This is a genomic window from Geodermatophilus sp. SYSU D00814 (assembly GCF_054050055.1).
Map to the genome: position 1 here is coordinate 1 of NZ_JBJGYP010000046.1, position 23,842 is coordinate 23,842.

Here is a 23,842-nt window from a genome sequence, read left to right on the forward strand (position 1 = left end):
GGGGCGCCGCCCCGCCCCCGAGCGGGTGCGGGGCGGGGGGGGGGGGGGGGGGCCGGCCCCCCCCCCCCCCCCCCCCCCCCCCTCGGTCACTCCTGCGGGGCCGTCCCGGGCCGCTGCGCCGCGCGCAGGATCGTCGCGGCCGGGCGCGGGCGGCTCGGCGCGCTGGGCGCGGAGAAGCCCGAGCGCTTGTGCGAGCCGTCGCAGAACGGCTTGAGGCCGGACTTGCCGCACCGGCACAGCGCCACCGTCTTGCGGCCGGGGTCGATCTCGGCGCCGTCCTGGTCGACCAGCCGGAAGTCGCCGCGCACGATCAGCGGCCCGTCGCGGTAGGGCGTGATGGTGGCCCCGGCGTCGGCACGGGACAGGTCGTCGTCGGCGGGCGGGTCGTCGGCGGGCACGGCTGAGCTCACCGTCCCAGCGTGCCCCGCCGCCGGGGACGGCACACCCGGGTCAGCCGGCCGGCTGACCGTAGAAGACCTGCTCGACGACGCCGCGGGCGCGCCGGGTGGTGCGGCGGTAGTCGTCGAGGAAGCGCCCGGGGTCGACGTCGGGACCGCAGCCGCTGGCCCGCGCCACCCCGGCCAGCTCCAGCCCGGGCCGGGGCAGCTGGTCGCTGGGCCGGCCGCGGACGAGGAAGACGGCGTTGCGCGCCCCGCCGGCCACCTCCCACGCCTCGCGCAGCGCGTCGGCGTGCGCCGGCTCCAGCAGCCCCGCGGCGGCCAGCCGCTCCAGCGCCGCGACCGTCGAGGGCAGCCGCAGCTCCGGCAGCCGCCCGGCGTGCTGCAGCTGCAGCAGCTGGACGGTCCACTCGACGTCGGCCAGCCCGCCGCGGCCGAGCTTGGTGTGCGTGGCGGGGTCGGCGCCGCGGGGCAGCCGCTCGCGCTCCACGCGGGCCTTGATGCGGCGGATCTCGGCGACCTGGGCGTCGGTGAGGCCGTCGGCGGGGTAGCGCAGCGGGTCGGCCAGCGCGACGAAGGCGGCCCCCAGCTCCGGGCTGCCGGCCACCGGCACCGCCCGCAGCAGCGCCTGCACCTCCCACACCGACACCCAGCGCTCGTAGTACTCGCGGAACGCGTCGAGGCTGCGCACCAGCGCGCCCTGCCGGCCCTCCGGGCGCAGGTCGGCGTCGATCTCGAACGCCGGGTCGGGCGCGGGCTCGGCGAGCAGCCGGCGCAGCGTGTGCGCGATCGCGTTGGCCGCCTGGGTGGCCCTCGACTCCTCGACACCGGCCCGCGCCCGGTGCACGAACAGCACGTCGGCGTCGGAGCCGTAGCCCATCTCGCCGCCGCCGAGCCGGCCCATCCCGATGACGGCCAGCTCCACCGGCACGTCGTCGGCGGCGACGCCGGCCTCGCGGGCCCACGCCCGCTCGGCGAGGTCGAGGCCGGCCTGCAGGGTGGCGACGGCGACGTCGGTGAGCGCCTGCCCGACCCGGACGACGTCGAGGCGACCGAGCAGGTCGGCGGAGGCGATCCGCAGCAGCTCCTGGCGGCGCTGGGCCCGCAGCACCCCGACGGCGGCCTTCGGGTCACCGGACCGCGCGGCGGCGGCCCGCCAGGCACCGGCCAGGGTCGCGGCGGTGCGCGGCTCGAGCTCGGCGTCGTCGGCGAGGATGCGCAGCGCCTCGGGGGTGCGGGTGAGGAGCGCCGCCACGTACTGGCTCGAGCCCAGCAGCCGGGCCAGCCGCTCGGCCACCTGGCCCTCGTCGCGCAGCAGCCGCAGGTACCACTGGTTGCCGCCGAGGGCCTCGCTGACCTGCCGGTAGGCCAGCAGTCCGGCGTCGGGGTCGGCGCAGTCGGCGAGGGTCTGCAGCACCACCGGCAGCAGGTACTTCTGCATCGACGCCGAGCGCGACACCCCGCCGGTGAGCGCCGCCATGTGCCGCAGCGCGCCCTGCGGATCGCCGAAGCCCAGCGCCCGCAGCCAGTCGCCGGCCGCCTCGCTGCCCAGTTGCGCGGCCTCGGCCGGCACGCGGGCCACGGCCGACAGCAGCGGCCGGTAGAACAGCTTCTCGTGCAGCCGGCGCACCTCGCGGGTGTGCAGCGCGAGCTCGGCGCGCAGCACGTCGACGGCGTCGCCGCGGGCGTCGGGCTTGTAGCCCAGGGAGCGCGCCAGCCAGCGCAGCTGCTGCTCGTCGGTGGGCAGCAAATGGGTGCGCCGCAGCCGCAGCAGCTGCAGCCGGTGCTCCACGGTGCGCAGGAAGCGGTAGGAGGCGATGAGCGTGTCGGCGTCGTCGCGGCCGACGTAGCCCCCGGCCCGCAGCGCCGCCAGCGCGGGCAGCGTGCCCCCGACGTGCAGCCGGACGTCGACCCGGCCGTGCACGAGCTGCAGCAGCTGCACGGCGAACTCGACGTCGCGCAGCCCGCCGCGGCCGAGCTTGAGCTCCCGGTCGGCCTGCGCGGGCGGGACGTGCTCCTCGACCCTGCGGCGCATCGCCTGGATCTCGCCGACGAAGCCGGGCCGGTCGCCGGCCTGCCAGACCAGGGGGAACAGCTCGTCGACGTACGCCCGGCCGAGGTCGGGGTCGCCGGCGACCGGGCGCATCTTGAGCAGGGCCTGGAACTCCCAGGTGCTGGCCCACTGCCGGTAGTAGGCGGCGTGGCCGGCCAGCGTGCGCACCAGCGGCCCGGCCTTGCCCTCCGGGCGCAGCGCGGCGTCGACCTCCCAGGCGGCCTGCCCGCAGATCCGCATGAGCGCGGCGGCCACCCGCGTGGCGCTCTGCACGGCCGCCGGCTCGGGGTCGCCGGCGTCGACCGGCTCGGCCACGAAGACGACGTCGACGTCGCTGACGTAGTTGAGCTCCCGGCCGCCGCACTTGCCCAGGCCGATGACCGCCAGCCGGCAGGCCGCGGCGCTGTCGGGCTGCTCGGCGACGGCGATCGTCAGGCTGGCGGTGAGCACCGCGGCGGCGATGTCGGCGAGCTCGCCGGCGACGTCCTCGGCGGGCAGCCCCTCCCCCAGGTCGCGCCCGGCCAGGCTCAGCAGGACCCGCCGGTGGGCCAGCCGGAGCGCGGCGACCCGCTGCGGCGAGGCGTCGGGCGCGGCGCGGCCCAGGCGGACGCCCCACGGCGGGTCGTCGGGGTCGGCGCCGACGGCGACCAGCAGCTGCCGCTCCAGCGCCAGCGCGGTGGGCCGCGTCGCGCCGCGGGTGTCGTCGTCGAGGACGGTCCAGTCGCCGGGGTGGGCGGCGAGGTGGTCGGCCAGGCCGGCGCTGGCGCCCAGCACCGACAGCAGCCGGGCGCGCAGCGTCGCCGAGCCGCGCAGCCGGGCGAGCAGCGCGGCCGCCGACCCGCCGGTGGGGTCAGCGGCGTCGAGCGCCTCGACCAGGCGGGTGAGCGAGCGGACGGCGAGGTCCGGGTCCCCGGCGCGCGCCAGCGCGGACACCACCGGGCCGGCCTCGGGGTCGGCCGGCTCGTTGCGGTCGAGGTCCCAGAGCCCCAGGGCGGGGTCGGACAGCAGCAGCGCCGCCCGCTCGCCGTCGAGGAAGCCGAAGCGGACCAGCCGCACGACCGCCGGGCGAGGCACCTCGCGCGCGGTGGTCACCGGGTCACCCCGCGGGGCGGGCGGCGCGCACCAGGTCGGCGAAGCGGGCGGCGAACGGCGCCCAGACCTCCTCCAGGTCCGGGTGCACCGCGTCGGTCAGCCGGACCAGCGTCTCGCGGTCCCACGGGCTCGCCGCGACGCCGACGGTGTCCCGCTCGGCCCACTCGCGGACGATCTCCGGCGTCGTCTCGATGTGGAACTGCACCCCGTAGACGTGCCGGCCCACCCGGAAGGCCTGGTGGGTGTAGAGCGGGCTGCTGGCCAGCAGCGTGGCGCCGGCGGGCAGCTCGCAGATCTCGTCGTGGTGGAACTGGATGACGTCCGGGGAGAGCGGGAGCGGGCCGAACACCGGGTCGTCGGCCGCGGCGTCGCGCTTGGCCACGAGCAGCGCCCCGACCTCCGGTCCCTCGATGCCCTCGCGCACCCGCCCGCCGCCGGCCTGCGTCAGCAGCTGGGAGCCCAGGCAGACGCCCAGGGTCGGCGCGTCGTCGGCCAGGGCCTTGGCCAGCAGCGCGCGGACCGGCTCCAGCTCGGTCGCGGCGTCGTCGACGCTGGACTGCGGCCCGCCCGTGACCAGCAGCCCGTCGTGGCCGGTGAGGTCGGCGGGGACCTCGTCGCCGGCGTCGAGGTGCCGCTCGTCGAGCTCCAGGCCGGCGGCGCGCAGCCACGCGCCCAGCCGCGCGGGCGGCGCGGTGTCACTGGGGACGACGACGAGCAGGCGGGCGGGCTGGTCCGGCACGGCGTCGAGGTTAGTGCGCCTCCGCGTCAGCGCCCCGCAGGTGCCCTCATCGCGGTGTTGGCTGTCGGAGCGCGGGGCAGTGCGGGCATTCCTCGTCGATTGCCGGTCCTGCAGCACCGGCATTCGACGAGGAATGCCCGCAGAGCGCGGCCTCGGGCCGTCAGAGGCCCGGCAGGTAGCGCTTGAGCTCGAAGGGCGTGACGTTCTGCCGGTAGGAGTTGAACTCCTCCCACTTGTTGCGCAGGAAGAACTCGAACACGTGCTCGCCGAGGGTCTCGGCGACCAGCTCGCTGCCCTGCATCGCCGTCAGCGCCTCGCCGAGGGAGACCGGCAGGTCCTCGTAGCCGGCGGCGCGGCGCTCGGTGTCGGTGAGCGACCACACGTCGTCCTCGGCCTCGGGCGGCAGGTCGTACCCCTTCTCGATGCCGCGCAGCCCGGCGGCGAGCAGGACGGCGAAGGTGAGGTAGGGGTTGCACGCGGAGTCCGGGGAGCGGACCTCCACGCGCGCCGACTGGCCCTTGTTCGGCTTGTAGGAGGGCAGCCGCACCAGCGCCGAGCGGTTGGCCCGGCCCCAGGTGGCCGCCGTCGGCGCCTCGGTGCCGGCCAGCAGCCGCCGGTAGGAGTTGACCGTCTGGTTGGTGACGGCGGTGAACTCGCGGGCGTGGGTGAGCAGGCCGGCGATGAACTGCCGCCCGGTGGCCGACAGCCGGATCGGGTCGCCCGGGTCGTGGAAGGCGTTGCGGTCGCCCTCGAACAGCGACACGTGCGTGTGCATCGCCGAGCCGGCGAGCTCGGTGAACGGCTTGGGCATGAACGTGGCGTGCACGCCCTGCGCCAGCGCCACCTCGCGGACGACGTGCCGCAGCGTCATCACGTTGTCGGCCATCGACAGCGCGTCGGCGTAGCGCAGGTCGATCTCCTGCTGGCCGGGGGCGACCTCGTGGTGGCTGAACTCCACCGAGATGCCCATGGCCTCCAGCGCGAAGACCGCCTCGCGGCGGAAGTCGTGCGCGACGTCGTGGGTGGACAGGTCGAAGTAGCCGCCGGTGTCGGCCGGCTGCGGCGGGCTGCCGTCGGTGGGCAGGTCTTCGATCAGGAAGAACTCCACCTCGGGGTGGGTGTAGAAGGTGAAGCCCATCTCGGCGGCCTTCGACAGCGCCCGGCGCAGCACGTGCCGCGGGTCGGCCCAGGACGGCGAGCCGTCGGGCAGCGTGATGTCGCAGAACATCCGCGCGGTGTCGCTGGGCTGCCCCTTGCTCGCCGGCATCACCTGGAAGGTGCCGGGGTCGGGCTTGGCGAGCATGTCGGACTCGTAGACCCGCGCGAAGCCCTCGATCGCCGAGCCGTCGAAGCCGATGCCCTCGGCGAAGGCGGCCTCGATCTCGGCCGGGGCGACGGCGACGGCCTTCAGGTAGCCCGAGACGTCGGTGAACCACAGCCGCACGAAGCGGATGTCGCGTTCCTCCAGGGTGCGCAGGACGAACTCCTGCTGTCGGTCCATGCTCGCCATGATCGGGTCCGCTCGTGTCCGGGGTGTGACGTCGGGGACCACCCTGCCCGGTCCGGCCCGGGAGCACACGGGGGCCCGCCGCCGGCAGCGGCCCGGGCAGTCAGACGGCGACGTCCTCCAGCGGGACCCCGGGGTCGGCCAGCCGGTCGACGGCGACCTGCCGTCCCGACCGGACCAGCTCCTGGATCGGGTCCGTCACGTCCCACACGTTGACGTTCATGCCGGCCTCGACGCGGCCCTCCCGCACCCAGAACGCGATGAACTCCCGTGACTCGACCGGTCCCCGGCAGACGACCGTCGACCCGGGCGAGGTGAGCCCCGAGTACTCCATCCCGAGGTCGTACTGGTCGGTGAAGAAGTAGGGCACGCGGTCGTAGGCGACCTCCTGGCCGAGCATCGACCGCGCGGCCGCCGGCCCCTGGTGGAGCGCGTTGGCCCAGTGCTCGACCCGCACCGGCCGGCCGTGGAGCGGGTGGACGGCGGCGGCGACGTCCCCGGCGGCGAACACGTCGGGCGCCGAGGTCCGCAGCGCGGCGTCGGTGAGCACCCCGCCGTCGACGTCGAGGCCGGCCGCCTGCGCCAGCCCGGTCTCCGGGACGGCGCCGACGCCGACCAGCACCAGGTCGGCCGGGACCTGCCCGCCCCGGTCGGTCAGCACCGAGCGCACCGCGCCGTCGCCGGCGAACCCGCGCACCCCGGTCCCGGTGCGCAGGTCGACGCCGTGCTCGCGGTGCAGCCGGGCGAAGACGCCGCCCATCTGCTCGCCGAGCACCCGGTGCAGCGGCGTGGGCAGGGGCTCGAGGACGGTGACGTCGTTGCCGTGGGTGCGCGCCGCGGCGGCGACCTCGAGGCCGATCCAGCCGGCCCCCACGACCACCAGGCGCCGCCCTCCGCCGGCGAGGTCGGCGTGCAGGCGGTCGGCGTCGGCCAGCGTGCGCAGGTAGCGGACGCCGTCGAGGCCGGCGCCGGGCACGTCCAGCCGCCGGGCCGAGCACCCGGTGGCCAGCAGCAGGCGTGCGTAGCCGAGCTCCTCCCCGGTGTCGAGGCCGAGCCGGTGCCCGGCGGGGTCGAGCCCGACGGCGCGCACGCCGAGCCGCAGGTCGACGTCGTGCTCCCCGTACCAGCCGGGGGCGAGGACCTGTGCCTCCTCGCGGGCCGCGGTGCCCAGCAGCCGGCCCTTGGACAGCGGCGGGCGCTCGTAGGGGACCTCGGGCTCGGCCGCGACGAGCACGACCGGTCCGTCGAACCCCTCGGCGCGCAGGGTCTCGGCGGCCTTCGCGCCGGCCAGTCCCCCACCGACGACCACGAACGGGGTGTCCACGGTGCCTCTCCCCTCAGGCCGCCGCGCCGGCCGCGGTGGCGCCGGCGAGGGCCAGGAACTCCTGCCGCGTGCGGGCGTCCTCGCGCAGCAGGCCGTGCAGGGCGGAGGTGGTGGTGCGCGAGCCGGTGGCCCGGATCCCCCGCAGCGACATGCACTGGTGCTCCGCCGCGATCACCACACCGACGCCCCGGGGGTCCAGGGCGTCGCGCAGCCAGTCCGCGACCTGCTGGGTCAGCCGCTCCTGCACCTGCAGGTCGCGCGCGAACGAGTCGAGCACCCGGGCGAGCTTCGACAGCCCCAGGATGCGCTCCCCCGGCAGGTAGCCGATCGCGGCGACCCCGGTGAAGGGCAGCAGGTGGTGCTCGCACAGCGACACGACGGGGATCCCGGTGGCCACGACCAGCTCGTCGTAGCCCTCGTCGTTGGGGAACGTGGTGAGCGCGAAGGGCCGGCCGGTGAGGAGCTCGGCGTAGGCCTCGGCGACCCGGCGGGGGGTGTCCGCCAGGTGCGGTGCGGCCGGGTCCCTGCCCAGGGCCCGCAGCAGCTCGGCGACCGCCCGCTGCGCGGCCGGGACGTCCACCCCGGCGCGCGCCACGGGGAGGCGGTCGGGACGGGGCTGTCGTGCGGCGAGCCGGGCGGTCATGGGACCTCCTCTAGAGCCAACGATGGTTGGTATTAGAGACCCGCGCCCCGTCCCCGTCAACGGCGGCCGCCGCGACCGGTCAGGCAGGGACGAGGTGCACGCAGCAGGCCCCCTGGAGCGGGCGCAGCCGGGCTCGCAGCCGGTCGGCCCCGGCGCCGTCGAGCACGCCCTGGACCAGCCGCAGGTTCATGCCGCAGACGAGCTCGGTGTGCTGCCGGGCGAGCCGGTGGAACGGGCAGTTGACCAGCGTCACGCCGTCGGCGTCCTCGCGCGGCTCGTAGCCGTGCGCCTCCAGGACCCGCAGGACGGCCGCCCGTCCCCGCCCCCCGCCGGCCGCGAGTGCCTGCCCGCGCTCGTGGGCGCGCCGGCCGAGCGCGGCCGCCGGCTGCTCACCGGACTCCTCGGCCTCGCTCACGGCACCGGCGAGGAGGTCCCCGGCCAGGTCGTAGTGGCGCTCGGGCAGCGAGACGGCCACGGCGGCCGACGCCCGCCGGTAGAGCTTCGCCGGCCGCCCGGCACCCGGGCCGCTGCGCCCGGTCCGCCGCTCGAAGTGCACGTCGAGCAGGCGCTCGTCCACGAGCCGGTCGAGGTGGAAGGCCACCGTCGCCCGGGGCAGGCCGAGCGCGGCGGCCACCTCGTCTCGGCCGACCGGCCCGGACTGCCGGACGACGTGGTCGTACAGCCGGCGCCGGGTGGGCTCGGCGAGGGCCGCGACGGCGGCGACCTGGTCGGCGCGGGGATCCACCCCGACACTCTAAGAGCAACGACGGTTGGTGGAACACCGTGCGCACCCCGCTGGCAGGATCCCGGCGGAACGGGACCGTCCCGACACTGGTGGCACCGGCCCGCGGTCGGCGAGGCTGCCTCCCGTGACGACGACCTCCCCGCTCGCCGACCCGGTGACCTCCGCCGCCGCGCTCGCCGCCCAGCAGCGCCGCGTGGCCGACCTGCTGGCCCGCGCCGCCGGGCGCCCCGTCCGGGCGCTGGCACCGGAGGCGCGCCGCCGGCTGGTGGACCTCGGGCACTTCCCCGGCTACGCCGGCGAGCTGGACTGGACGCCGCAGGAGGTCGCCGGCCACCTGCGCGACAGCGCCCGCGTCTTCACCGACCGCATCGGGCGGATCGGCCGCGGCACCCGCCCCGCACTGCCCGACTTCGTCCCCGACGCCCCCGAGCGGGTCGCCGGCTACCGCGCCACCCCGCCGGCGGTCCTGGTCGCCGAGCTGGCGGCAGCGCAGGAGGAGCTGCTGCGCGCGGTCGCGGCGGTGCGGCCCGGGCAGCTCGCCCTGGAGGGCGTGCACGAGGTCGACGGCCCGGTCACCGTGGCCGACCTGCTCGCCTTCCTCCCCGCGCACCAGCGCGACCACGCCGAGCAGCTCGCGGCGCTGGTCGGGCGCTGAGCCCGGCGGCGGCTCAGCCGCCGACCGGCTCCACGTCGGGGTCCCCGGCGTCGTCGGGGTGCTCGAGGCCGTCCGGGTCCCCGCCGCGGGTGGGCGGCCCGGCGTCGAGCCGCACGAGGCGCTCCGGCTCCGGCGGGGGCAGGACGGCGGCACCGGCGACCGGGCGCGGCCGGGGCCGGCGCGGGACGGCGGCACCGGCCCCGCCGCCCCGCCCGCGGTAGACCAGCAGCCCCGCCAGCGCATCGGGCACCGCGTCGAGCGCGGCGCGGACGGCGGGCAGCGCGCGGAAGCGCTCGAGCCGGTCGTCGTCGTCGAAGGCGACCTCCAGCACGGTCCCCCAGCGGGTGTCGTGCCACTCCCAGTACCGGGCGCCCTGGGTGACCGCGGCCTCGACGAGGCCGTCCTCGTGCGCCCGGCGCCAGAGGGACGCCGGTTCCCTGCCGTCGAGCACCTCGACGGTGAGCCACTCGGCCACGGAGGGGACGCTAGGCCGCCCCGCGCTCGCGGTCCAGCCCCGGTTGTGGCGTGGGTCACACCGCCCCGCTGCCCGGCTCCCGGCGCGCAGGACGAGGATGGCCGGCGTGGACGGTGCGGTGCAGCTGAGAGTCGCGATGGCCCAGGTCGACACCCGCGTGGGCGACCTGGACGGCAACGCCGCGCTCGTCGTCGAGTGGGCGGCGCGGGCCGCTGACGACGGCGCGCACCTGGTCGTGTTCCCCGAGATGACGCTGACCGGCTACCCGGCCGAGGACCTGGTGCTGCGGGAGTCCTTCGCCGCCGCCAGCGAGCACGCGCTCACCGACCTCGCCGGCACCCTCGCCGAGCGGGGCCTCGGCGAGCTCGCCGTCGTCGTGGGGTACCTGGCGCACACCGAGGGCCCCGCCGAGATCGACACCCCGCCGAGCGACGAGGAGACCCTCGACGACGAGCGGCCCGGCGACGCCAACCCCCGCCGCATCCAGCCCCGCAACGCCGCGGCGCTGCTGCACGGCGGGCGGGTGGCCGCCCGCTACGCCAAGCGCCACCTGCCCAACTACGGGGTCTTCGACGAGGCCCGCTACTTCGTGCCCGGCACCGAGCTGCCGGTCGTGCGGCTGCACGGCGCCGACGTCGCGCTGACCATCTGCGAGGACCTGTGGGTCGAGGGCGGCCCGTGCGGCGTGGCCGGGCGGGCCGGGGTCGACCTCGTCGTCTCCCCCAACGCCTCCCCCTACGAGCGGGCCAAGGACGACCTGCGGCTGCCGCTGGTGCGGCGCCGCGCGGCCGAGGCCCGCGCGCCGGTCGTCTACTGCAACCTGGTCGGCGGGCAGGACGAGCTCGTCTTCGACGGCGACTCCCTCGTCGTCTCCGCCGACGGCGAGCTGCTGGCGCGGGCGCCGCAGTTCGTCGAGCACCTGCTCTGCGTGGACCTCACCCTCGACCGCGGCCGGGCGCCGGAGCGGCGGGAGGGCCGGATCGGGCCGATGACGGTCACCCGCACCGTCGTCTCCGAGGAGCCGGTGCCCGCCTTCGCGCCGCGGCCCGGGCAGGTCGCCGAGCCGCTCGGGGACTGCGAGGAGGTCTGGCGGGCGCTGGTCCTGGGGCTGCGCGACTTCATCGACAAGAACGGCTTCCCGTCGGTGGTGCTCGGCCTCTCCGGCGGCATCGACTCCGCGCTGGTGGCCGTGCTGTCGGTCGACGCCCTCGGCGCCGACCGGGTGCACGCCGTCGCGCTGCCGTCGCGGTGGTCCTCGGAGCACTCGCTCGCCGACGCCGCGGACAGCGCGCGGCGACTGGGGCTGCACTTCTCCACGGTGCCGATCGCGCCGATGGTCGACGCCTTCGAGTCCGCGGTGGAGCTGTCGGGGACGGCGGCGGAGAACCTGCAGGCGCGCATCCGCGGCACGCTGCTCATGGGCCTGTCCAACCAGCACGGGCACCTGCTGCTGACCACCGGCAACAAGAGCGAGGTCGCCGTCGGCTACTCGACCCTCTACGGCGACGCCGCCGGCGGGTTCGCGCCGATCAAGGACGTGCCCAAGACGCTGGTGTGGGAGCTGGCCCGCTGGCGCAACGCGCACGCCCGCGACCGCGGCGAGACCGAGCCGGTCCCGCAGAACTCCATCGACAAGCCGCCGTCGGCCGAGCTCGCGCCGGGGCAGAAGGACAGCGACTCGCTGCCCTCCTACGAGGAGCTCGACGCCGTCGTCGCCGACTACGTCGACCGCGACCTCGGCATGGCCCAGCTGCTCGAGCGCGGCCACGACCCCGAGGTGGTCGCCCGGGTGCTGCGGCTGGTCGACGTCGCGGAGTTCAAGCGCCGGCAGTCCGCGCCCGGCACGAAGATCAGCCTCAAGGCGTTCGGCCGCGACCGGCGGCTGCCCATCACCAACCGCTGGCGGGAGAGCCTGCCCAGCGTCCGCGAGGGAGCGGCGCAGTCATGACCGAGTCGGTGCTCTACGGCGGGACCTCGACCGCGCGGGTGCGCATCCACCACCTGCAGCAGGCCAAGGAGCGCGGCGAGAGGTGGGCGATGCTCACCGCCTACGACACCTACGCGGCCGCGGTGTTCGAGGAGGCCGGCATCCCGGTGCTGCTGGTCGGGGACTCGGCGGGCAACGTCGTCCTCGGGCACTCCTCGACCGTGCCGGTGACGGTGGAGGACCTGCTGCTGCTGACGAAGGCCGTCACCCGCTCGACCACGCGGGTGCTGGTCGTGGCCGACCTGCCCTTCGGCAGCTACGAGTCCGGCCCGCAGCAGGCGTTCGACACCGCCGTCCGGATGATGAAGGAGGGCGGCGCGCAGGCGGTGAAGCTCGAGGGCGGGGTGCGGGTGGCGCCGCAGATCCGGCTGCTCAGCGAGAACGGGATCCCGGTGATGGCCCACGTCGGGTTCACGCCGCAGAGCGAGCACGCCCTCGGCGGGTTCCGGGTGCAGGGCCGCGGCGCGGGGGCCGAGCAGCTGCTCGCCGACGCGCACGCGGTGCAGGAGGCCGGTGCGTTCGCCGTCGTCCTGGAGATGGTGCCCGCCCCGCTGGCCGCGAAGGTGACCGCGGAGCTGTCCATCCCGACGATCGGCATCGGCGCCGGGCCCGACTGCGACGCCCAGGTGCTGGTCTGGCCGGACATGGCCGGGCTCAACGGCGGGCGGGTGCCGCGCTTCGTCAAGAAGTACGCCGACCTGCGCGGGGAGCTGCTGCGCGCGGCCCGCGAGTACGCCGACGACGTCCGCGGCGGCGTCTTCCCCGGCCCGGAGCACGGCTTCGAGTAGCCCTCGCTCAGCGGCGGGCCACCGGTCGGTGGGCGCGGACGCGGGCGGCGAGCAGGCCGTAGCCGAGGGCGTTGAGGCCGAACGCCGCGGAGTACAGGCCGACCTGGACGGCGGCCGAGCCGACGTCGAGGCCGAGCGGGCCGAACACGTGGTGGCCGAGGAAGCCGCCCTCGTAGGGCGCCGCCCCGGCGCGCTCGCGCAGCGCCAGCTCCAGCGTGGTCAGCGGGCACGGGGCCCCGGCCAGGTTCACCGTCAGGACGGCGAGGGCCACCGGCGCGTGCAGCAGCACCAGCCGCGGCCACCGCAGGGCGAGCAGCGCGCCGGTCAGCATCACCAGGACGACGGCCGCGTGCAGGACCGCGACCGCGTGCGCGAGCAGCACGCCCCCATCCTCCCGCGACCGGGGCGCGCGGGTGCCTTGTGCCGGCCCCTGACCCCGGCCAGCCTGGCGGTGTGCGCGTCCTGGTGGTGGCCTCCCCGCTGACCGGCCACGTGCTGCCGCTGGTGCCGCTGGCCCTCGCGCTGCGGGACGCCGGCGCCGAGGTCACCGTCGCGACCGCCGGCGACGGCGTCGCCGCCTGCCCGCCGGAGCTCTCCCCCACCGACGTCGCGCCCGGGCTGCGGCTGGGCCCGCTGTTCAGCCGGCTGATGCTGCGCCACCCGGGGCTGGCGCGCCGCGAGCTGGCCGGGCGGGGCGGCACCGACGCCGTCGGGCTGCTGTTCGGCGCGCTCGGCGCGCGCACGGCCGACGGCGTCGTGGCACTGGCCGACCGCCTGCGGCCGGACCTGGTGGTGCACGAGCCGCTCGCACCGGCCGGTGCGGAGGTCGCCGGCCGGCTCGGCGTCCCGGCGGTGCTCGCCGAGGGCAACCTCTTCGACGCCCGGCGGCTGCGCACCGCCGCCCTCGACGTCTACCGGCCCGCCCGCGGCCTCGGCGAGCTGCCGGAGCCCGCGGAGGTGCTGACCTCGACGCCGCCCAGCCTGGTCGGCCCGCGGGAGGGCCGGCCGGTGCGCGTCGTGCCGTGGACGCCCGAGCGGCCCTTCGACGAGTCGTTCACCCGCCCGGGCCCGCAGCCGCGGGTGCTGGTGAGCCGCAGCACCGTGGCCTCCCCCGGCCGGGACCGGCTGATGACCGACGTCGCCGCCGCGGCCGCGGGCACCGACCTCGACGTCGTCCTCGTCCGGCCCGACCGGTGGGTGACCCGCCGCCGGCTGCCGCCGCAGGTCCGGACGGCGGACTGGCTGCCGTTCCCGCGGGTACTGCCCGCCGCGGCCGGCGTCGTGCACCACGGCGGCGCCGGCACCGTGCTCACCGCCCTGGCCACCGGAGTGCCGCAGCTGGTCGTGCGCGGCGCCGGCGACCGCCGCACCAACGCCGACCTGGTCGCCGTGCGCGGCGCGGGCATCGCCACCGAGCCCGGCGAGATCACCCCGGCGCAGCTCGAGCGGCTCGCCGCCGACCCGGCGCTCGCGTCCGCCGCGCGGGAGGTGGCCGCCGAGATCGCCGCGATGCCCGCACCGGCCGACGTGGTGCCCGGGCTGCTGTCACTCGCCGGGCGCTGAGCGGCCGGTCAGTCGCCCTCGCGCCACTCGCGGTCCTCGGCGTCGAGGCGCTCGTTGCGCTCGGCCACCGACTGCAGCGCGTGCTCGGCCTCCTCCCGGGTGGCGTAGGGCCCCAGCCGGTGCCGCTCCGCGCACCCGTCCCGGTCCTCCACGGTGTTGTGCTTGAGGCAGTAGAACCACGGTCCCTGCGCCACGGGCGCACCTCCTCCTCGACGGGCCGTCCCCGGAGCGGCGCCCCGGGAGGTGCCTGCACCCCACCCTGCCGCACTCCCCGGCCGCAGCGCGACGGCGCCCGCGCGCGGGGGGCTCCGCCCCGGCCGGGCATGCGGCATCCTCCTGCGCGTGACCGCCCGACGTCCTGGTCCCGACGTCCTGCCCGCCCCGCCGCGCCGGGACGGCGCCGAGGGCCGCGCCGCCGCCCTGCTGCTCGCCGCCCTGCTGGTCACCGGCGGCGCCACCGGACTGGTCAACCTGGCCCTCGACGGCGTCGTCGGCGACGGCGTCACGCGCCTCGCCTACGGCGCGACGATGCTCGCCTGCGTGCTGGCCGCGGTGCCGCTGGTGGTGCGCCGCCGCGTCGGCCGGTGGCAGACCTTCGGCCTGGTGCTGCTCGGCGACCTCGTCTACGCCGTCGTCGCGCTGTGCGTCGAGGACCCGGTGCGCTACGCCACGCCGCTGATGCTGCTGTTCCCCGCGGTGGTGGCCGCCTGGTTCCTCCGGCCGTGGATGCTGGCCGTGCACATGGCGGCCACCCCGCTGGTGGTGCTGGTCGCGCTCTGGGGCAGCTACCCCTCCGGGGCCGCGCTCGCCGTCCAGGTCGGCGTGCACGCCGGCATGCTCGACGTCGTCGCCGCCACCGTGAGCGTGCTGCGGCGCCGCGAGCGGCGGCTGCTGGCCGCCACCGAGGAGCTCTCGCAGCGCGACCCGCTCACCGGCCTGGCCAACCGCCGCCACCTCGTCGAGGAGGCGCCGCGCACGTGGCGGCAGGCCCGCCGCGAGGGCCTGCGGGTGGCGGCGATGGTCATCGACCTCGACCACTTCAAGCGGGTCAACGACGTCCACGGGCACGCCGTCGGCGACGCGGTGCTGCAGGCCGTGGCCGGGGCGCTGGCCGCCACGGTCCGGCCCAGCGACGTGCTCGCCCGCCTCGGCGGTGAGGAGCTGGTGGTCCTCGGCCTGGTCGGCGACCCCGCCGAGGCCGGGCGGCTGGCCGAGCGGCTGCGGCACGCGGTGTCGGACGCCCGCACCGCGCAGGGCCACGGCGTCACCGCCTCGATCGGCGTCGCGCTCACCCGGCCGGTCGACGGCGAGGACCCCGCCGCGGCGCTGTGGTGGCTGGTCGACCGAGCCGACGCGGCCATGTACGAGGCCAAGCGCGGCGGCCGCGACCGGGTCGCCGGCTCCGCTCCGCCCCGCCCTCGGCCGGCGCCGGCCGGCGAGCTGGTCGACCCCCCGACCGTCCCGGGACCGGCGCCTCCCTCCTGACACCGGCCGGTCCCGTTCCACCCGGTGGGAGCGGCGGTTCTCTGCTTCCCTGTTCCCCATGACGCTGGTCGTCCCGGACCCGACGCGGACCGTGCCGCTGCCGCTTCGGCAGCAGGCCGACGTCCGCGACCGGTGGCTGACCCAGCGCCTGCTCGACGTGCTGCCCGGCCTCATGGACCGCACCGGCATCGACCTGTGGATCGTCACCGGCCGGGAGAACAACGAGGACCCGGTGCTGGCCACCCTGCTGCCGGCGTCGTGGCTGTCGGCCCGGCGGCGGGTGGTGCTGCTGCTGCACCGCAGCGACGACGGCGTCACCCCGGTCGCCGTCTCCCGGTACCCGGTGGGCCAGTTCCTCCCCGGCTGGTCCCCGGAGGACGGCGGGCAGTGGGACGCGGTCCGGCGGGTCGTCGAGCAGGCCGCCCCGCGCCGCATCGGTGTCGACGTCTCGGCCTCCTGCGCGCCGGCCGACGGGCTCACCGTCTCCGAGCACCGGGCGCTCACCGCCGCCCTGGGCCCGTGGGCGCAGCGCCTCGTGTCGGCCGAGGACCTCGCCGTCGGCTGGCTGGAGACCCGGCTGCCCGAGGAGGTGGCCGCGCTCGACGCGCTCGACAGGCTCACCTCGCGCGTGCTGCGGCAGGCGCTGTCCCCCGCCGCCCTGACACCCGGCGCGACGACGGCGGCCGACCTCGCCTGGTGGCTGCACCAGCGGCTGGCCGACCTCGGCGTCCCGCCGTGGTTCCACCCCGGTGTCACCGTGCAGCGGGCCGGGGTGCCACTGCGCGACGACGGCGGCGTGCCGCTGCCGGCGGTGCCGCAGGACGCCGTCCTGCAGCCCGGCGACCTCGTCACCTGCGACGCGGGGCTGGTCAGCCTGGGGCTGGCCACCGACCTGCAGCGCAGCGGCTACCTGCTGCGGCCCGGGGAGACCGCTCCCCCGCCCGGGCTGCAGGCGGCGTGGACCGCCGGCACCCGGGTGCGGGCGCTGACCGCCGAGGCGCTCGTCCCCGGGCGCACCGGCAACGAGGTGCTCGCCGCCGCCCGCGCCGCCGTCGACGCCGAGGGGCTGGCCGCGGAGGTGTACTCGCACCCCGTGGGGGTGCACGGGCACGGCGCCGGCCCGGTCATCGGCCGCTGGGACGACCAGCGCGGCTCCCCCGGCGCCGGCGAGCGGGTGCTGCACCCCGACACCGTCTACGCGCTGGAGCTGGCGGTGCGCGCGACGGTGCCGGAGTGGGGCGGGCAGGGCGTGCGGCTGGCGCTGGAGGAGGGCGTGGTCCTCACCCCCTCCGGGACGTCGTTCCTCGGCTCCCCGCAGCAGGAGCTGTGGACGGTGCCCCCGTCCTGACCGCCGGTCGGCCTACCCGAGCTGCTCGCAGAGATGGCCGACGATCTCCGGCGCCACGACGTCGAACCGCCCGTGGTACTCCTCCGACAGGAGCTCGCCGGTCTCGGGGTCGATGACGAGCACCCACAGCCCGATGGCGTGGGCGCCACCCTCCACCTTGAGGTGGATGCCGGTGCCGAACACGGTCAGCGTGCCGTCGGGATCGACCGTGGTCCGGTCCATGCCCCGGTCGGCGGTCGTGACGGTGCCGCCGGGGCCGGTGAGGGTGATGCTGGAGCTCGGGTGGCCGACGGCCCGGACGAACTCCCCGTTCCGGTCGAGGTGGATGGTCAACCGGAAGTGGCCCTTGGCCGAGCTGGTGACCTCGAAGCCGCACAGAGGACTGAGGTCCGGGTCCTTCTCGACCACGGCCGGGTCGAAGGTCACGTCCACCACCCGATCGGGAGGAATCGCCGATGCGGGGGTGGCGGCCGCGACCAGGCAGGCGGTGGCGGCCAGGGGCACGAGCAGGCGACACGTCATCGGATCACCCCGTGCTGTCGGCGCGGCGGCCCCGTGCCGCCGCGACCGACCGAGGGTGCTCGCCCCGGTGGCGGGAACGCGCGCTCGTCACCGCCGGCCGCGGGCGTCCCGGCTCGTCGGCACGCTCCGTGCCCGGTCCCGTCCCGGTGCAGGGACCCCGCTGCTACTCCTCGCGTGCCCTGCGTGTCTCCCTGTCGTTCGCCTTCTGGATGGCGTCGACCAGCTCGTCCTTCGTCATCGACGACCGGCCGTGGACGTCGAGCCGGCGGGCGAGGTCCATCAGGTGCTCCTTGGTGGCGTGGGCGTCGACGCCGCCCTTGGTCTCCCGGTCGGTGTCGGCGCCGCCCTCCGCCTGGGCGTCGCTGGGCCCCTTGTGGTCCTTGGGCTCCCAGTGGTCGCCGACCTTCTCGTGGGTGTGCTTGACCGCCGCCCACGCGACCCGGTTGGCCCGCTGCTCGTCGCCGTCGTAGGTCTCGACGGCGGAGTCGTGGGTCTTGGCCCAGGTGCGCTGGGCCTTCTCGTCCGAGCGCTGCAGCGTGCTGGGGATCTCCTCGGCCTTCGCATCGCCGCTCTTCGTCGTCTTGGGCATGACGGTGGACTACCCCTCCCGGGAGGGCCCGCACGCCCGGGACCTGCGACCGGGTGCCACGGACGGCACCCGGCCGCAGGAGCGGGTCAGCCGCGGCGGTCGGGCTTGTGGAAGCGCCAGCCCTCCGCCTCGAGCTCCGGGATGACGCGGGCCACGGCCTCGACGGTGCCGCTGCGGTCCATGACCGGGCCGTCGTGGAGCAGGACGACCGCGCCGGGGTTGGCCCGCACCCGGGTCTCGAGCCGCTCGGTGAGGACGTCGGCGTCCTGGGTCTCCCAGTCCTCGATCGTCACGGTCCAGCCGAGCGGCTGCATGCCCAGGTCGGCGGCCACCTGCGGGCTCTGCCCCCAGGCGCCGTACGGAGCACGGAAGTACGGGATCGGCGCGCCCGGCACGATCTCGTGGATGAGCGCGGAGGTGGCCTCCAGGTCGGCGCGGACGGCCTCCGGCGACCAGTCGGTCAGGTCGTCGTGGTGCATCGTGTGGTTGCAGAGGGTGTGCCCCGCCGCCACGATCTGCCGGACCAGGTCCGGGTTCTCACGGACGACGTCACCCCACAGGCAGAACACCGCCGTCACGTCGTGCTCCGCGAGCACGTCGAGCAGCCGCGGGGTGTCGTGCGGGTTGGGCCCGTCGTCGAAGGTGAGGGCGGCGACCCGGCCCTCCAGCTTCGTGGTGGTGACGATCTCGTCGGTCGCCGGGCCGCCCTGGCCCGGGCCGGGCCCGGCGCCGCCAGCCTGCGCCGGCGCGACACCGAGGAGCAGTGCGCCGAGGGCCAGCGGTGCGGTGGCGAGGCGCAGCGCGCGCCTGCGGGACGTGGTCATGGACTCCCCCTGGAACGTGGTCGGGCCGGCCCGGGTGGCCGTCCCGCGGTGGCCGGTGACGCCGGGCGGTCGCCGTACCTCGTGGCGACCGCCCGGCGGTCAGGTCGTGCGTGGTCGGACCGTGGTCAGTCCTGCGCCGCGGCGAGGGTCTCGTGCAGGGCCCAGTAGGCCGGCTTGCGCTCGTAGTCCTCGAACATCACGGTCGCCGCGCCCTGGCCCGCCGAGAAGCTCGGCACCCAGGAGTACTTGTCGGTGAAGCCCCAGATGGTGAACGAGTTGCAGTCCTCGACCGCCAGGCAGGCCTCGAGGACTCCCTGGTACGTGTCGGCCTGCTCCTGCAGCAGCTCCGGGGTGGGCCGGCCGTCCTCCGGCAGCGTGAACCGGACGTCGAGCTCGGTGATCGCGGTCTCCAGGCCCAGGTCGTCGAAGCGCTGCATGTTGGCCTGCAGGGTGCCCGGGAAGGGGTACTGCAGGTCGAGGTGCGCCTGGAAGGCGAAGCCGTCCAGCGGGACGTCGTCGGCGAGCAGCTGCCTGGCCAGGTCGTAGTAGGCGGTGCTCTTCTCGTTCCAGTCCTCGACCGCGTAGTCGTTGAGGAAGAGCTTCGCCTCCGGGTCGGCCTCGTGGGCCCAGCGGAAGGCGTCGGCGACGATGCCCGGGCCCAGCTTCTCGATGAACGGGTTGGCCGTGGCACCCGTCGAGCCGTCCCGCAGCCGCACGCCGCCGTCGTCCCACGTGTCGGCGAAGATCTCGTTGGCGACATCCCACTGCTGGATGCGGCCGGCGTAGCGGCCGACCACGGTCTGGATGTGCTCCTTGAGGACCGCGCGGAGCTCCTCGGGGTTCTCGATCTCGTGCACCCAGGCCGGCAGCTGGCTGTGCCAGAGCAGGGTGTGCCCGCGGACGACCTGCCCGTTGGCCTCGGCGAAGTCGACGATCGCGTCGGCCGGCCCCCAGTTGTAGACGCCCGGTTCGGGGTGGATGAAGTCCCACTTCATCTGGTTCTCGGGCGAGACGGAGCTGAACTCCGCCGCGAGGATGCGCCGGTACTCCTTGTCGTAGGTGAACGGATCCGGGTAGCCGGCGTCCACGTGGTGCCCGCCACCGGCGGCCGCGGTGCCGATGACCAGGTCGTCGGGCGCGACCGTGCGCAGGCCGTTCTTCTTGGCCTGGCCGTAGGACTGGTCTTCGTTGGCGTGGCTCGGCGGCGCCTCCTTCGCGGGAGCCGCGGCGGCGGGCAGCACCGCTGCCGACAGGAGGACGGGCAGCAGACCGATCCCCAGGGCGCCCCGGGTGAGGACGCGGGACGTGCGTGCACGCATGCAGAGAGACCTTCCGAGAGGTGACGGAGGAGTTTCCGGGAGTTTCCGGAACGTGAGCCACGTTACGGAGACCCGTCGCTGTGCGTCAAGGCGCCGTCTCGATCCGTGCGGTGCGGCCGTTCCACGGACCGGCGGCCCTACGCTGGACCCGCCGACGAGGAGGAACGGGTGACCGACAGTCAGGGCCGCGCCGTCACGATCGCGGCGATCGCGGCGGAGGCGGGCGTCTCCCTGCCGACCGTGTCCCGGGTCCTCAACGGGCGCTCCGACGTCGCACCGCACACCCGCGAGCGCGTCGAGCAGCTGCTGCGCGAGCACGGCTACCAGCGCCGCGGTGCCCGCCCCCGCGAGCGGGCGCGGCTCGTCGACCTCGTCTTCAACGACCTCGACAGCCCCTGGGCGGTCGAGATCATCCGCGGCGTCGAGGACGCCGCCCACGCCGAGGGGGTCGGCACCGTCGTCACCGCCATCCACCGCCGCGCCAGCGCCACGCGCGTGTGGCTGGAGAACCTCGCAGCACGGGCCAGCGACGGCGCCATCCTGGTCACCAGCGAGCTCGACCCCGCCCTGCGGTCGGAGCTGCAGGAGCTGCAGGTCCCGGCCGTGGTGGTCGACCCGGCCGGGGTCCCCTCCCTCGACGTGCCGACGATCGGCGCGACGGACTGGGCCGGCGGGTTGAGCGCCACCGACCACCTCACCGGCCTGGGGCACCGGCGGATCGGGTTCGTCGGGGGCCCCGCTCCCCTGTGGTCGAGCCGGGCCCGCCTCGACGGGTACCGCGCGGGACTCGGTGCCGCCGGCGTGGCCGTCGACCCCGCGCTCGTGCTGGAGGGCGACTTCGGCTACCGGTCCGGGTCCGAGTGCGCCGACCGGCTGCTGCGCCTCGCCGAGCGGCCCACGGCGGTGTTCGCCGCCAACGACCAGATGGCCCTCGGTGTCTACGAGGCCGCCCGCAGGCGCGGCCTGCGGGTGCCCGAGGACCTCAGCGTCGTCGGGTTCGACGACCTCCCCCAGGCGCAGTGGTCCTCGCCGCCGCTGACCACCGTGCACCAGCCGCTCGCCCAGATGGGCATGCTGGCCGCCCGCACCGTGCTGCGGCTGGTGCAGGGGGAGCCGGTCGAGGGGCCACGGATCGAGCTCGCCACCCGGCTGGTGGTCCGGGACAGCACGGCGCCCCCGCCCGGCTGACGCCGGCCGTCACTCCACCAGCCACTGCGACCAGTGGGCGCGCTGCTCCTCGGTCATGGGGGCCGAGGCGTCGGCGGCGTAGTCGAAGTTGACCAGCACCATCTCCGCGCGCAGCGCCGGCTGCCCGTCCTGGGCGAGCTCCTGGCGCACGCCGATGGAGCTGCGGCCCAGCCGGGTCACCGAGCTGACGACGGTCAGGTGCTCACCGGCGCGGTAGCGCACCTGCCGCAGGTAGTCGACCTCCAGCCGGGCCAGGATGATCCCCGCCCCCGGCGTGGGGTCGGCCATCGCCAGCCGGGCGTCCTCGAGCAGGCCCAGCACCCGGGCGTGGTTGACGTGCCCGAAGAGGTCGGTGTCCGACCAGCGCAGCTGGACCGGGTGCTCGTACGGCCCGCTCAGGGCAGGTCCGCCGTCTCCGCCGACCGGCGGTGCGCGCCCTGGGCGTCGTCCGGGTCGGGGTGCACGGTGCGCTCCTCGGACTCGGCGAGGATCACCTCCGCGGCGACCTCCTCCATGCCGCTGCCCTTCATCGCCGCCTCCTCGGGCAGCAGGTCGGCACGCGTCTCGATGTTGTGCTCGGTGACGTTGGCCAGCGCCTCGGGGCTGGGCTCCTTCTGGGTGACCACCGGGTCCTCCTCAGAACCGCTGCTGCTCGGTGCCGATGCCCAGCGCCCGGGCCACGTCCTGCACGTTCTCGAACTGCTGCCCCGCCGGCAGCCGGCGCAGGTCGCCGAGCACCCGGTCGGTGGCGTTCGACTCCTGCGCCTTGGCGACCAGCGCGTCCCGGTCGGCGGGCCAGACCTCCTTGCCCAGCGCCTCGGCGATCGCCGCGCGCCGGTCGACGTCGGCCGGGCTGGTGCCGGCGGGGGTGCCCTCCTGGTGCGGGTCGGTCATGGCTGCTGCCTCCGTCACTGCGGGGTGGGGGTGGAGTCGTCGGTGTAGCGCAGGATCGCCGCGACCGGGATGTCGCCGGGCATGGCCGCGCGCGGCACGACGACGACGCCGGCCGTGCTGGCCACCGCGGCCGCGAGCAGCGCGCTCCCGGCGGGCACCGAGTGGACCTCCTGCACGCCGAGGGCGTCCATGTCGGACTGGTCGACGCCGAGCTCGAGCGGCGTGGCGCCCACGAGCAGCTTCTCGTCGTCGGCCGGGTCGGCGAGCACGAGCGTCTCCACCTGCGCCTTGCGCAGCGCCTCGACGACGTTGGCGGTGCCGGTCACGGCCAGGCCGTGGGCGCCGGCCGAGCTGATCTTCTCGACGATCTCGGCCTCGTCGCGCGCCTCGTGCTCGGCGACGAGCTCGGCGGCCTTGCGCTCGACCGGCTCGCGGTCGGCGCCGGCGGCCCGGCCGCCCTCGTCGATGGAGACGATGAGGTCCGACCACAGCCCGCTGGCGCGGTCGGTGAGGATCTGCCGGGCGCGCATGTCGCCGGCGAGCAGGACGAAGCGGGGGTGCACCCGGCGCACGACCGAGGCGATGTGCTCGGCGACGTCGTCGGCGTTGTGCACCCACTTGTTCTCGGCGTTGTGCTGGTAGCGGTGGTGCGCCCAGCCGCCGCCCTGGAACTTGCGGATCTGGAAGGTGTCGCCCTTCACCGTCTCCTCCTCCTCGGCGTGGCCGGGGAGCCTGGCGAGGGTGAGGTCGGCCCCGGTGCGGTCGGTGAGGACGACGACGTGCGGGATGCGGCCGGGCAGCGCGCGCAGCACCGGCAGCAGGTCGGGGGTCGGCGACCACTCGGCCAGCTCCTGGCGCGGCACGTCGCCGAGCTGGGAGTCGAAGACGACGGTGCCGTCGGAGGCGACGACGACCGCGCGGCCGCGGACCGTGCCGGCCTCGCCACCGTCGTTGCCCTCCAGCAGCCGGCTGCGCACCGCCTCGACGACGGCCTCCGGCGCGCCCTGCTCGGTGAGCCGCTCGGCGATCGCGCGCACGCGCAGGTCGAGCTCGGCGTCGGCGTTCTCGGTGACGTGGGTGACGTCGGCGGTGACGGTGGCGAAGGGGCCGGGGGCCTCGAAGACCGGTGCCAGGAACGACACGTCCATGGGTGCAGACCACTTCCTCGGTGCTGGTGTCGGGTGCAGACGGCGTCCTCGGCGGGACGCGCACTGCACCGCCGCCTACCCACCGGCCCGACCGCCACACACCGTGTCGGATCCGGCGGGCAGGGGTAGGCGCCTCGCCATGACCGAGCACGACCAGCTGCCGCTGCCCGACTACGACCACCTGCCGGTGGAGGGACTGATCTCGCGCATCCGCACGCTGGACGCGACCGGCCTGCAGACGCTGCTCGACTACGAGCGGGCCCACGCGAACCGCCTGCAGGTCGTCATCGCGATGGAGAACCGGCTGACGTCCCTCCACGAGGGCGCGCAGCCCTCCGGCGGTGACCCGGCCGCTGCCGCCGCGGACGACCCGGTGCACGCCTCGGCGGGCTCCAAGGTGTCGGAGGCGACCACCGGACCTGCCATGAACCCTCCGTCGCAGGGCGACCCCACCAACCCCGCCCAGCCCCGCTCGACCGGCTGATCCACCGGTCCCGGGGGGGGGGGGGGGGGGGGGGGGGGGGGGGGGGGGGGGGGGGGGGGGGGGGGGGGGGAG

At 76.3% G+C, this 23,842-nt stretch carries 26 protein-coding genes; 8 read left to right on the forward strand and 18 right to left on the reverse strand.

Annotation, left to right across the window (positions count from 1 at the left end):
* Positions 1–86: 86 nt before the first annotated feature.
* The 7 genes from ACI780_RS22815 to ACI780_RS22845 form a co-directional block, all read right to left on the reverse strand.
* The gene (locus tag ACI780_RS22815; protein ID WP_456870021.1) at positions 87–410 is read right to left on the reverse strand and encodes a CDGSH iron-sulfur domain-containing protein; all 324 of its coding nucleotides are present in this window, start codon (positions 408–410) and stop codon (positions 87–89) included.
* Positions 411–450: 40 nt separating this feature from the next.
* Positions 451–3,543, reverse strand: a complete 3,093-nt coding sequence (locus ACI780_RS22820) for a bifunctional [glutamine synthetase] adenylyltransferase/[glutamine synthetase]-adenylyl-L-tyrosine phosphorylase (RefSeq protein WP_457005888.1) — start codon at positions 3,541–3,543, stop codon at positions 451–453.
* Positions 3,544–3,547: 4 nt separating this feature from the next.
* Positions 3,548–4,282 (reverse strand): type 1 glutamine amidotransferase, encoded by a 735-nt coding sequence (locus ACI780_RS22825; protein WP_457005889.1) that lies wholly within the window; start codon positions 4,280–4,282, stop codon positions 3,548–3,550.
* A 160-nt stretch (positions 4,283–4,442) separates the two neighbouring features.
* Positions 4,443–5,783 (reverse strand): type I glutamate--ammonia ligase, encoded by a 1,341-nt coding sequence (glnA, locus tag ACI780_RS22830; RefSeq protein ID WP_456870018.1) that lies wholly within the window; start codon positions 5,781–5,783, stop codon positions 4,443–4,445.
* A gap of 109 nt (positions 5,784–5,892) precedes the next feature.
* A complete protein-coding gene (locus tag ACI780_RS22835; RefSeq protein ID WP_457005890.1) occupies positions 5,893–7,113 on the reverse strand; it encodes an NAD(P)/FAD-dependent oxidoreductase in 1,221 nt (406 codons plus the stop codon).
* Between the two features lie 13 nt (positions 7,114–7,126).
* Positions 7,127–7,756 carry a GTP cyclohydrolase I FolE gene (gene folE, locus ACI780_RS22840; RefSeq protein ID WP_456870016.1) on the reverse strand — a complete coding sequence of 210 codons (630 nt, stop codon included), beginning with the start codon at positions 7,754–7,756 and terminating at the stop codon, positions 7,127–7,129.
* 79 nt (positions 7,757–7,835) lie between these two features.
* The gene (locus ACI780_RS22845; RefSeq protein ID WP_457005891.1) at positions 7,836–8,501 is read right to left on the reverse strand and encodes a helix-turn-helix transcriptional regulator; all 666 of its coding nucleotides are present in this window, start codon (positions 8,499–8,501) and stop codon (positions 7,836–7,838) included.
* Positions 8,502–8,625: 124 nt separating this feature from the next.
* Between ACI780_RS22845 and ACI780_RS22850 the strand changes: the two genes are divergently transcribed.
* The gene (locus ACI780_RS22850) at positions 8,626–9,156 is read left to right on the forward strand and encodes a DinB family protein (RefSeq protein WP_457005892.1); all 531 of its coding nucleotides are present in this window, start codon (positions 8,626–8,628) and stop codon (positions 9,154–9,156) included.
* A gap of 13 nt (positions 9,157–9,169) precedes the next feature.
* Here the strand turns inward: ACI780_RS22850 and ACI780_RS22855 are convergent, their stop codons facing one another.
* Positions 9,170–9,631, reverse strand: coding sequence for a hypothetical protein (locus tag ACI780_RS22855; RefSeq protein WP_456870013.1), 462 nt, complete (start codon positions 9,629–9,631; stop codon positions 9,170–9,172).
* A gap of 106 nt (positions 9,632–9,737) precedes the next feature.
* On the opposite strand from ACI780_RS22855, the gene ACI780_RS22860 reads away from it, so the two are divergent.
* Positions 9,738–11,579: an NAD+ synthase gene (locus ACI780_RS22860; protein ID WP_457005893.1), complete on the forward strand. Its 1,842-nt coding sequence runs from the start codon at positions 9,738–9,740 to the stop codon at positions 11,577–11,579.
* Positions 11,576–12,406 (forward strand): 3-methyl-2-oxobutanoate hydroxymethyltransferase, encoded by an 831-nt coding sequence (gene panB, locus ACI780_RS22865; RefSeq protein WP_456870011.1) that lies wholly within the window; start codon positions 11,576–11,578, stop codon positions 12,404–12,406. The genes ACI780_RS22860 and panB overlap by 4 nt, the downstream gene beginning before the upstream one ends.
* Before the next feature lie 7 nt (positions 12,407–12,413).
* Here panB and ACI780_RS22870 read toward each other — a convergent pair whose 3' ends face one another.
* Positions 12,414–12,788 carry a DUF2784 domain-containing protein gene (locus ACI780_RS22870; protein WP_457005894.1) on the reverse strand — a complete coding sequence of 125 codons (375 nt, stop codon included), beginning with the start codon at positions 12,786–12,788 and terminating at the stop codon, positions 12,414–12,416.
* 71 nt (positions 12,789–12,859) lie between these two features.
* Between ACI780_RS22870 and ACI780_RS22875 the strand changes: the two genes are divergently transcribed.
* The gene (locus ACI780_RS22875; RefSeq protein ID WP_457005895.1) at positions 12,860–13,969 is read left to right on the forward strand and encodes a glycosyltransferase; all 1,110 of its coding nucleotides are present in this window, start codon (positions 12,860–12,862) and stop codon (positions 13,967–13,969) included.
* A gap of 8 nt (positions 13,970–13,977) precedes the next feature.
* Here ACI780_RS22875 and ACI780_RS22880 read toward each other — a convergent pair whose 3' ends face one another.
* Positions 13,978–14,163: a hypothetical protein gene (locus ACI780_RS22880; protein ID WP_456870008.1), complete on the reverse strand. Its 186-nt coding sequence runs from the start codon at positions 14,161–14,163 to the stop codon at positions 13,978–13,980.
* Between the two features lie 148 nt (positions 14,164–14,311).
* Here ACI780_RS22880 and ACI780_RS22885 point away from each other — a divergent pair, with 148 nt between their 5' ends.
* Together ACI780_RS22885 and ACI780_RS22890 are read left to right on the forward strand one after the other, a co-directional pair.
* The gene (locus ACI780_RS22885) at positions 14,312–15,454 is read left to right on the forward strand and encodes a diguanylate cyclase (protein WP_457005896.1); all 1,143 of its coding nucleotides are present in this window, start codon (positions 14,312–14,314) and stop codon (positions 15,452–15,454) included.
* A gap of 58 nt (positions 15,455–15,512) precedes the next feature.
* Entirely contained in the window at positions 15,513–16,802 is a 1,290-nt protein-coding gene (locus ACI780_RS22890) for a M24 family metallopeptidase (protein WP_457005897.1), read from the forward strand.
* Positions 16,803–16,814: 12 nt separating this feature from the next.
* On the opposite strand, the gene ACI780_RS22895 is transcribed toward ACI780_RS22890, so the two are convergent.
* The 4 genes from ACI780_RS22895 to ACI780_RS22910 all read right to left on the reverse strand — a co-directional run bounded on the left by ACI780_RS22895 (position 16,815) and on the right by ACI780_RS22910 (position 20,056).
* Complete coding sequence (locus ACI780_RS22895; RefSeq protein ID WP_457005898.1) at positions 16,815–17,324, reverse strand: hypothetical protein; 510 nt, start codon at positions 17,322–17,324, stop codon at positions 16,815–16,817.
* Positions 17,325–17,487: 163 nt separating this feature from the next.
* Positions 17,488–17,913 (reverse strand): ChaB family protein, encoded by a 426-nt coding sequence (locus ACI780_RS22900; protein ID WP_456870004.1) that lies wholly within the window; start codon positions 17,911–17,913, stop codon positions 17,488–17,490.
* An 86-nt stretch (positions 17,914–17,999) separates the two neighbouring features.
* Positions 18,000–18,737: a polysaccharide deacetylase family protein gene (locus ACI780_RS22905; RefSeq protein WP_457005899.1), complete on the reverse strand. Its 738-nt coding sequence runs from the start codon at positions 18,735–18,737 to the stop codon at positions 18,000–18,002.
* A 125-nt stretch (positions 18,738–18,862) separates the two neighbouring features.
* Entirely contained in the window at positions 18,863–20,056 is a 1,194-nt protein-coding gene (locus ACI780_RS22910; RefSeq protein ID WP_457005900.1) for an endo-1,4-beta-xylanase, read from the reverse strand.
* A gap of 168 nt (positions 20,057–20,224) precedes the next feature.
* On the opposite strand from ACI780_RS22910, the gene ACI780_RS22915 reads away from it, so the two are divergent.
* Positions 20,225–21,244 (forward strand): LacI family DNA-binding transcriptional regulator, encoded by a 1,020-nt coding sequence (locus ACI780_RS22915; protein WP_456873195.1) that lies wholly within the window; start codon positions 20,225–20,227, stop codon positions 21,242–21,244.
* Between the two features lie 9 nt (positions 21,245–21,253).
* Here the strand turns inward: ACI780_RS22915 and ACI780_RS22920 are convergent, their stop codons facing one another.
* The 4 genes from ACI780_RS22920 to ACI780_RS22935 are packed head-to-tail and all read right to left on the reverse strand — an operon-like array spanning position 21,254 to position 23,286.
* Entirely contained in the window at positions 21,254–21,643 is a 390-nt protein-coding gene (locus ACI780_RS22920; protein ID WP_457005901.1) for an acyl-CoA thioesterase, read from the reverse strand.
* Positions 21,640–21,870, reverse strand: a complete 231-nt coding sequence (locus tag ACI780_RS22925; protein WP_089403043.1) for a hypothetical protein — start codon at positions 21,868–21,870, stop codon at positions 21,640–21,642. Before ACI780_RS22925 ends, ACI780_RS22920 begins: the two co-directional genes overlap by 4 nt.
* Before the next feature lie 10 nt (positions 21,871–21,880).
* Entirely contained in the window at positions 21,881–22,138 is a 258-nt protein-coding gene (locus ACI780_RS22930; protein ID WP_089403044.1) for a DUF2795 domain-containing protein, read from the reverse strand.
* Between the two features lie 14 nt (positions 22,139–22,152).
* On the reverse strand, positions 22,153–23,286 hold the full coding sequence (locus ACI780_RS22935; protein WP_456873196.1) for a baeRF2 domain-containing protein: 1,134 nt from the start codon (positions 23,284–23,286) through the stop codon (positions 22,153–22,155).
* 139 nt (positions 23,287–23,425) lie between these two features.
* Between ACI780_RS22935 and ACI780_RS22940 the strand changes: the two genes are divergently transcribed.
* The gene (locus ACI780_RS22940; protein WP_456873197.1) at positions 23,426–23,770 is read left to right on the forward strand and encodes a hypothetical protein; all 345 of its coding nucleotides are present in this window, start codon (positions 23,426–23,428) and stop codon (positions 23,768–23,770) included.
* The last annotated feature ends 72 nt before the right edge of the window (positions 23,771–23,842 follow it).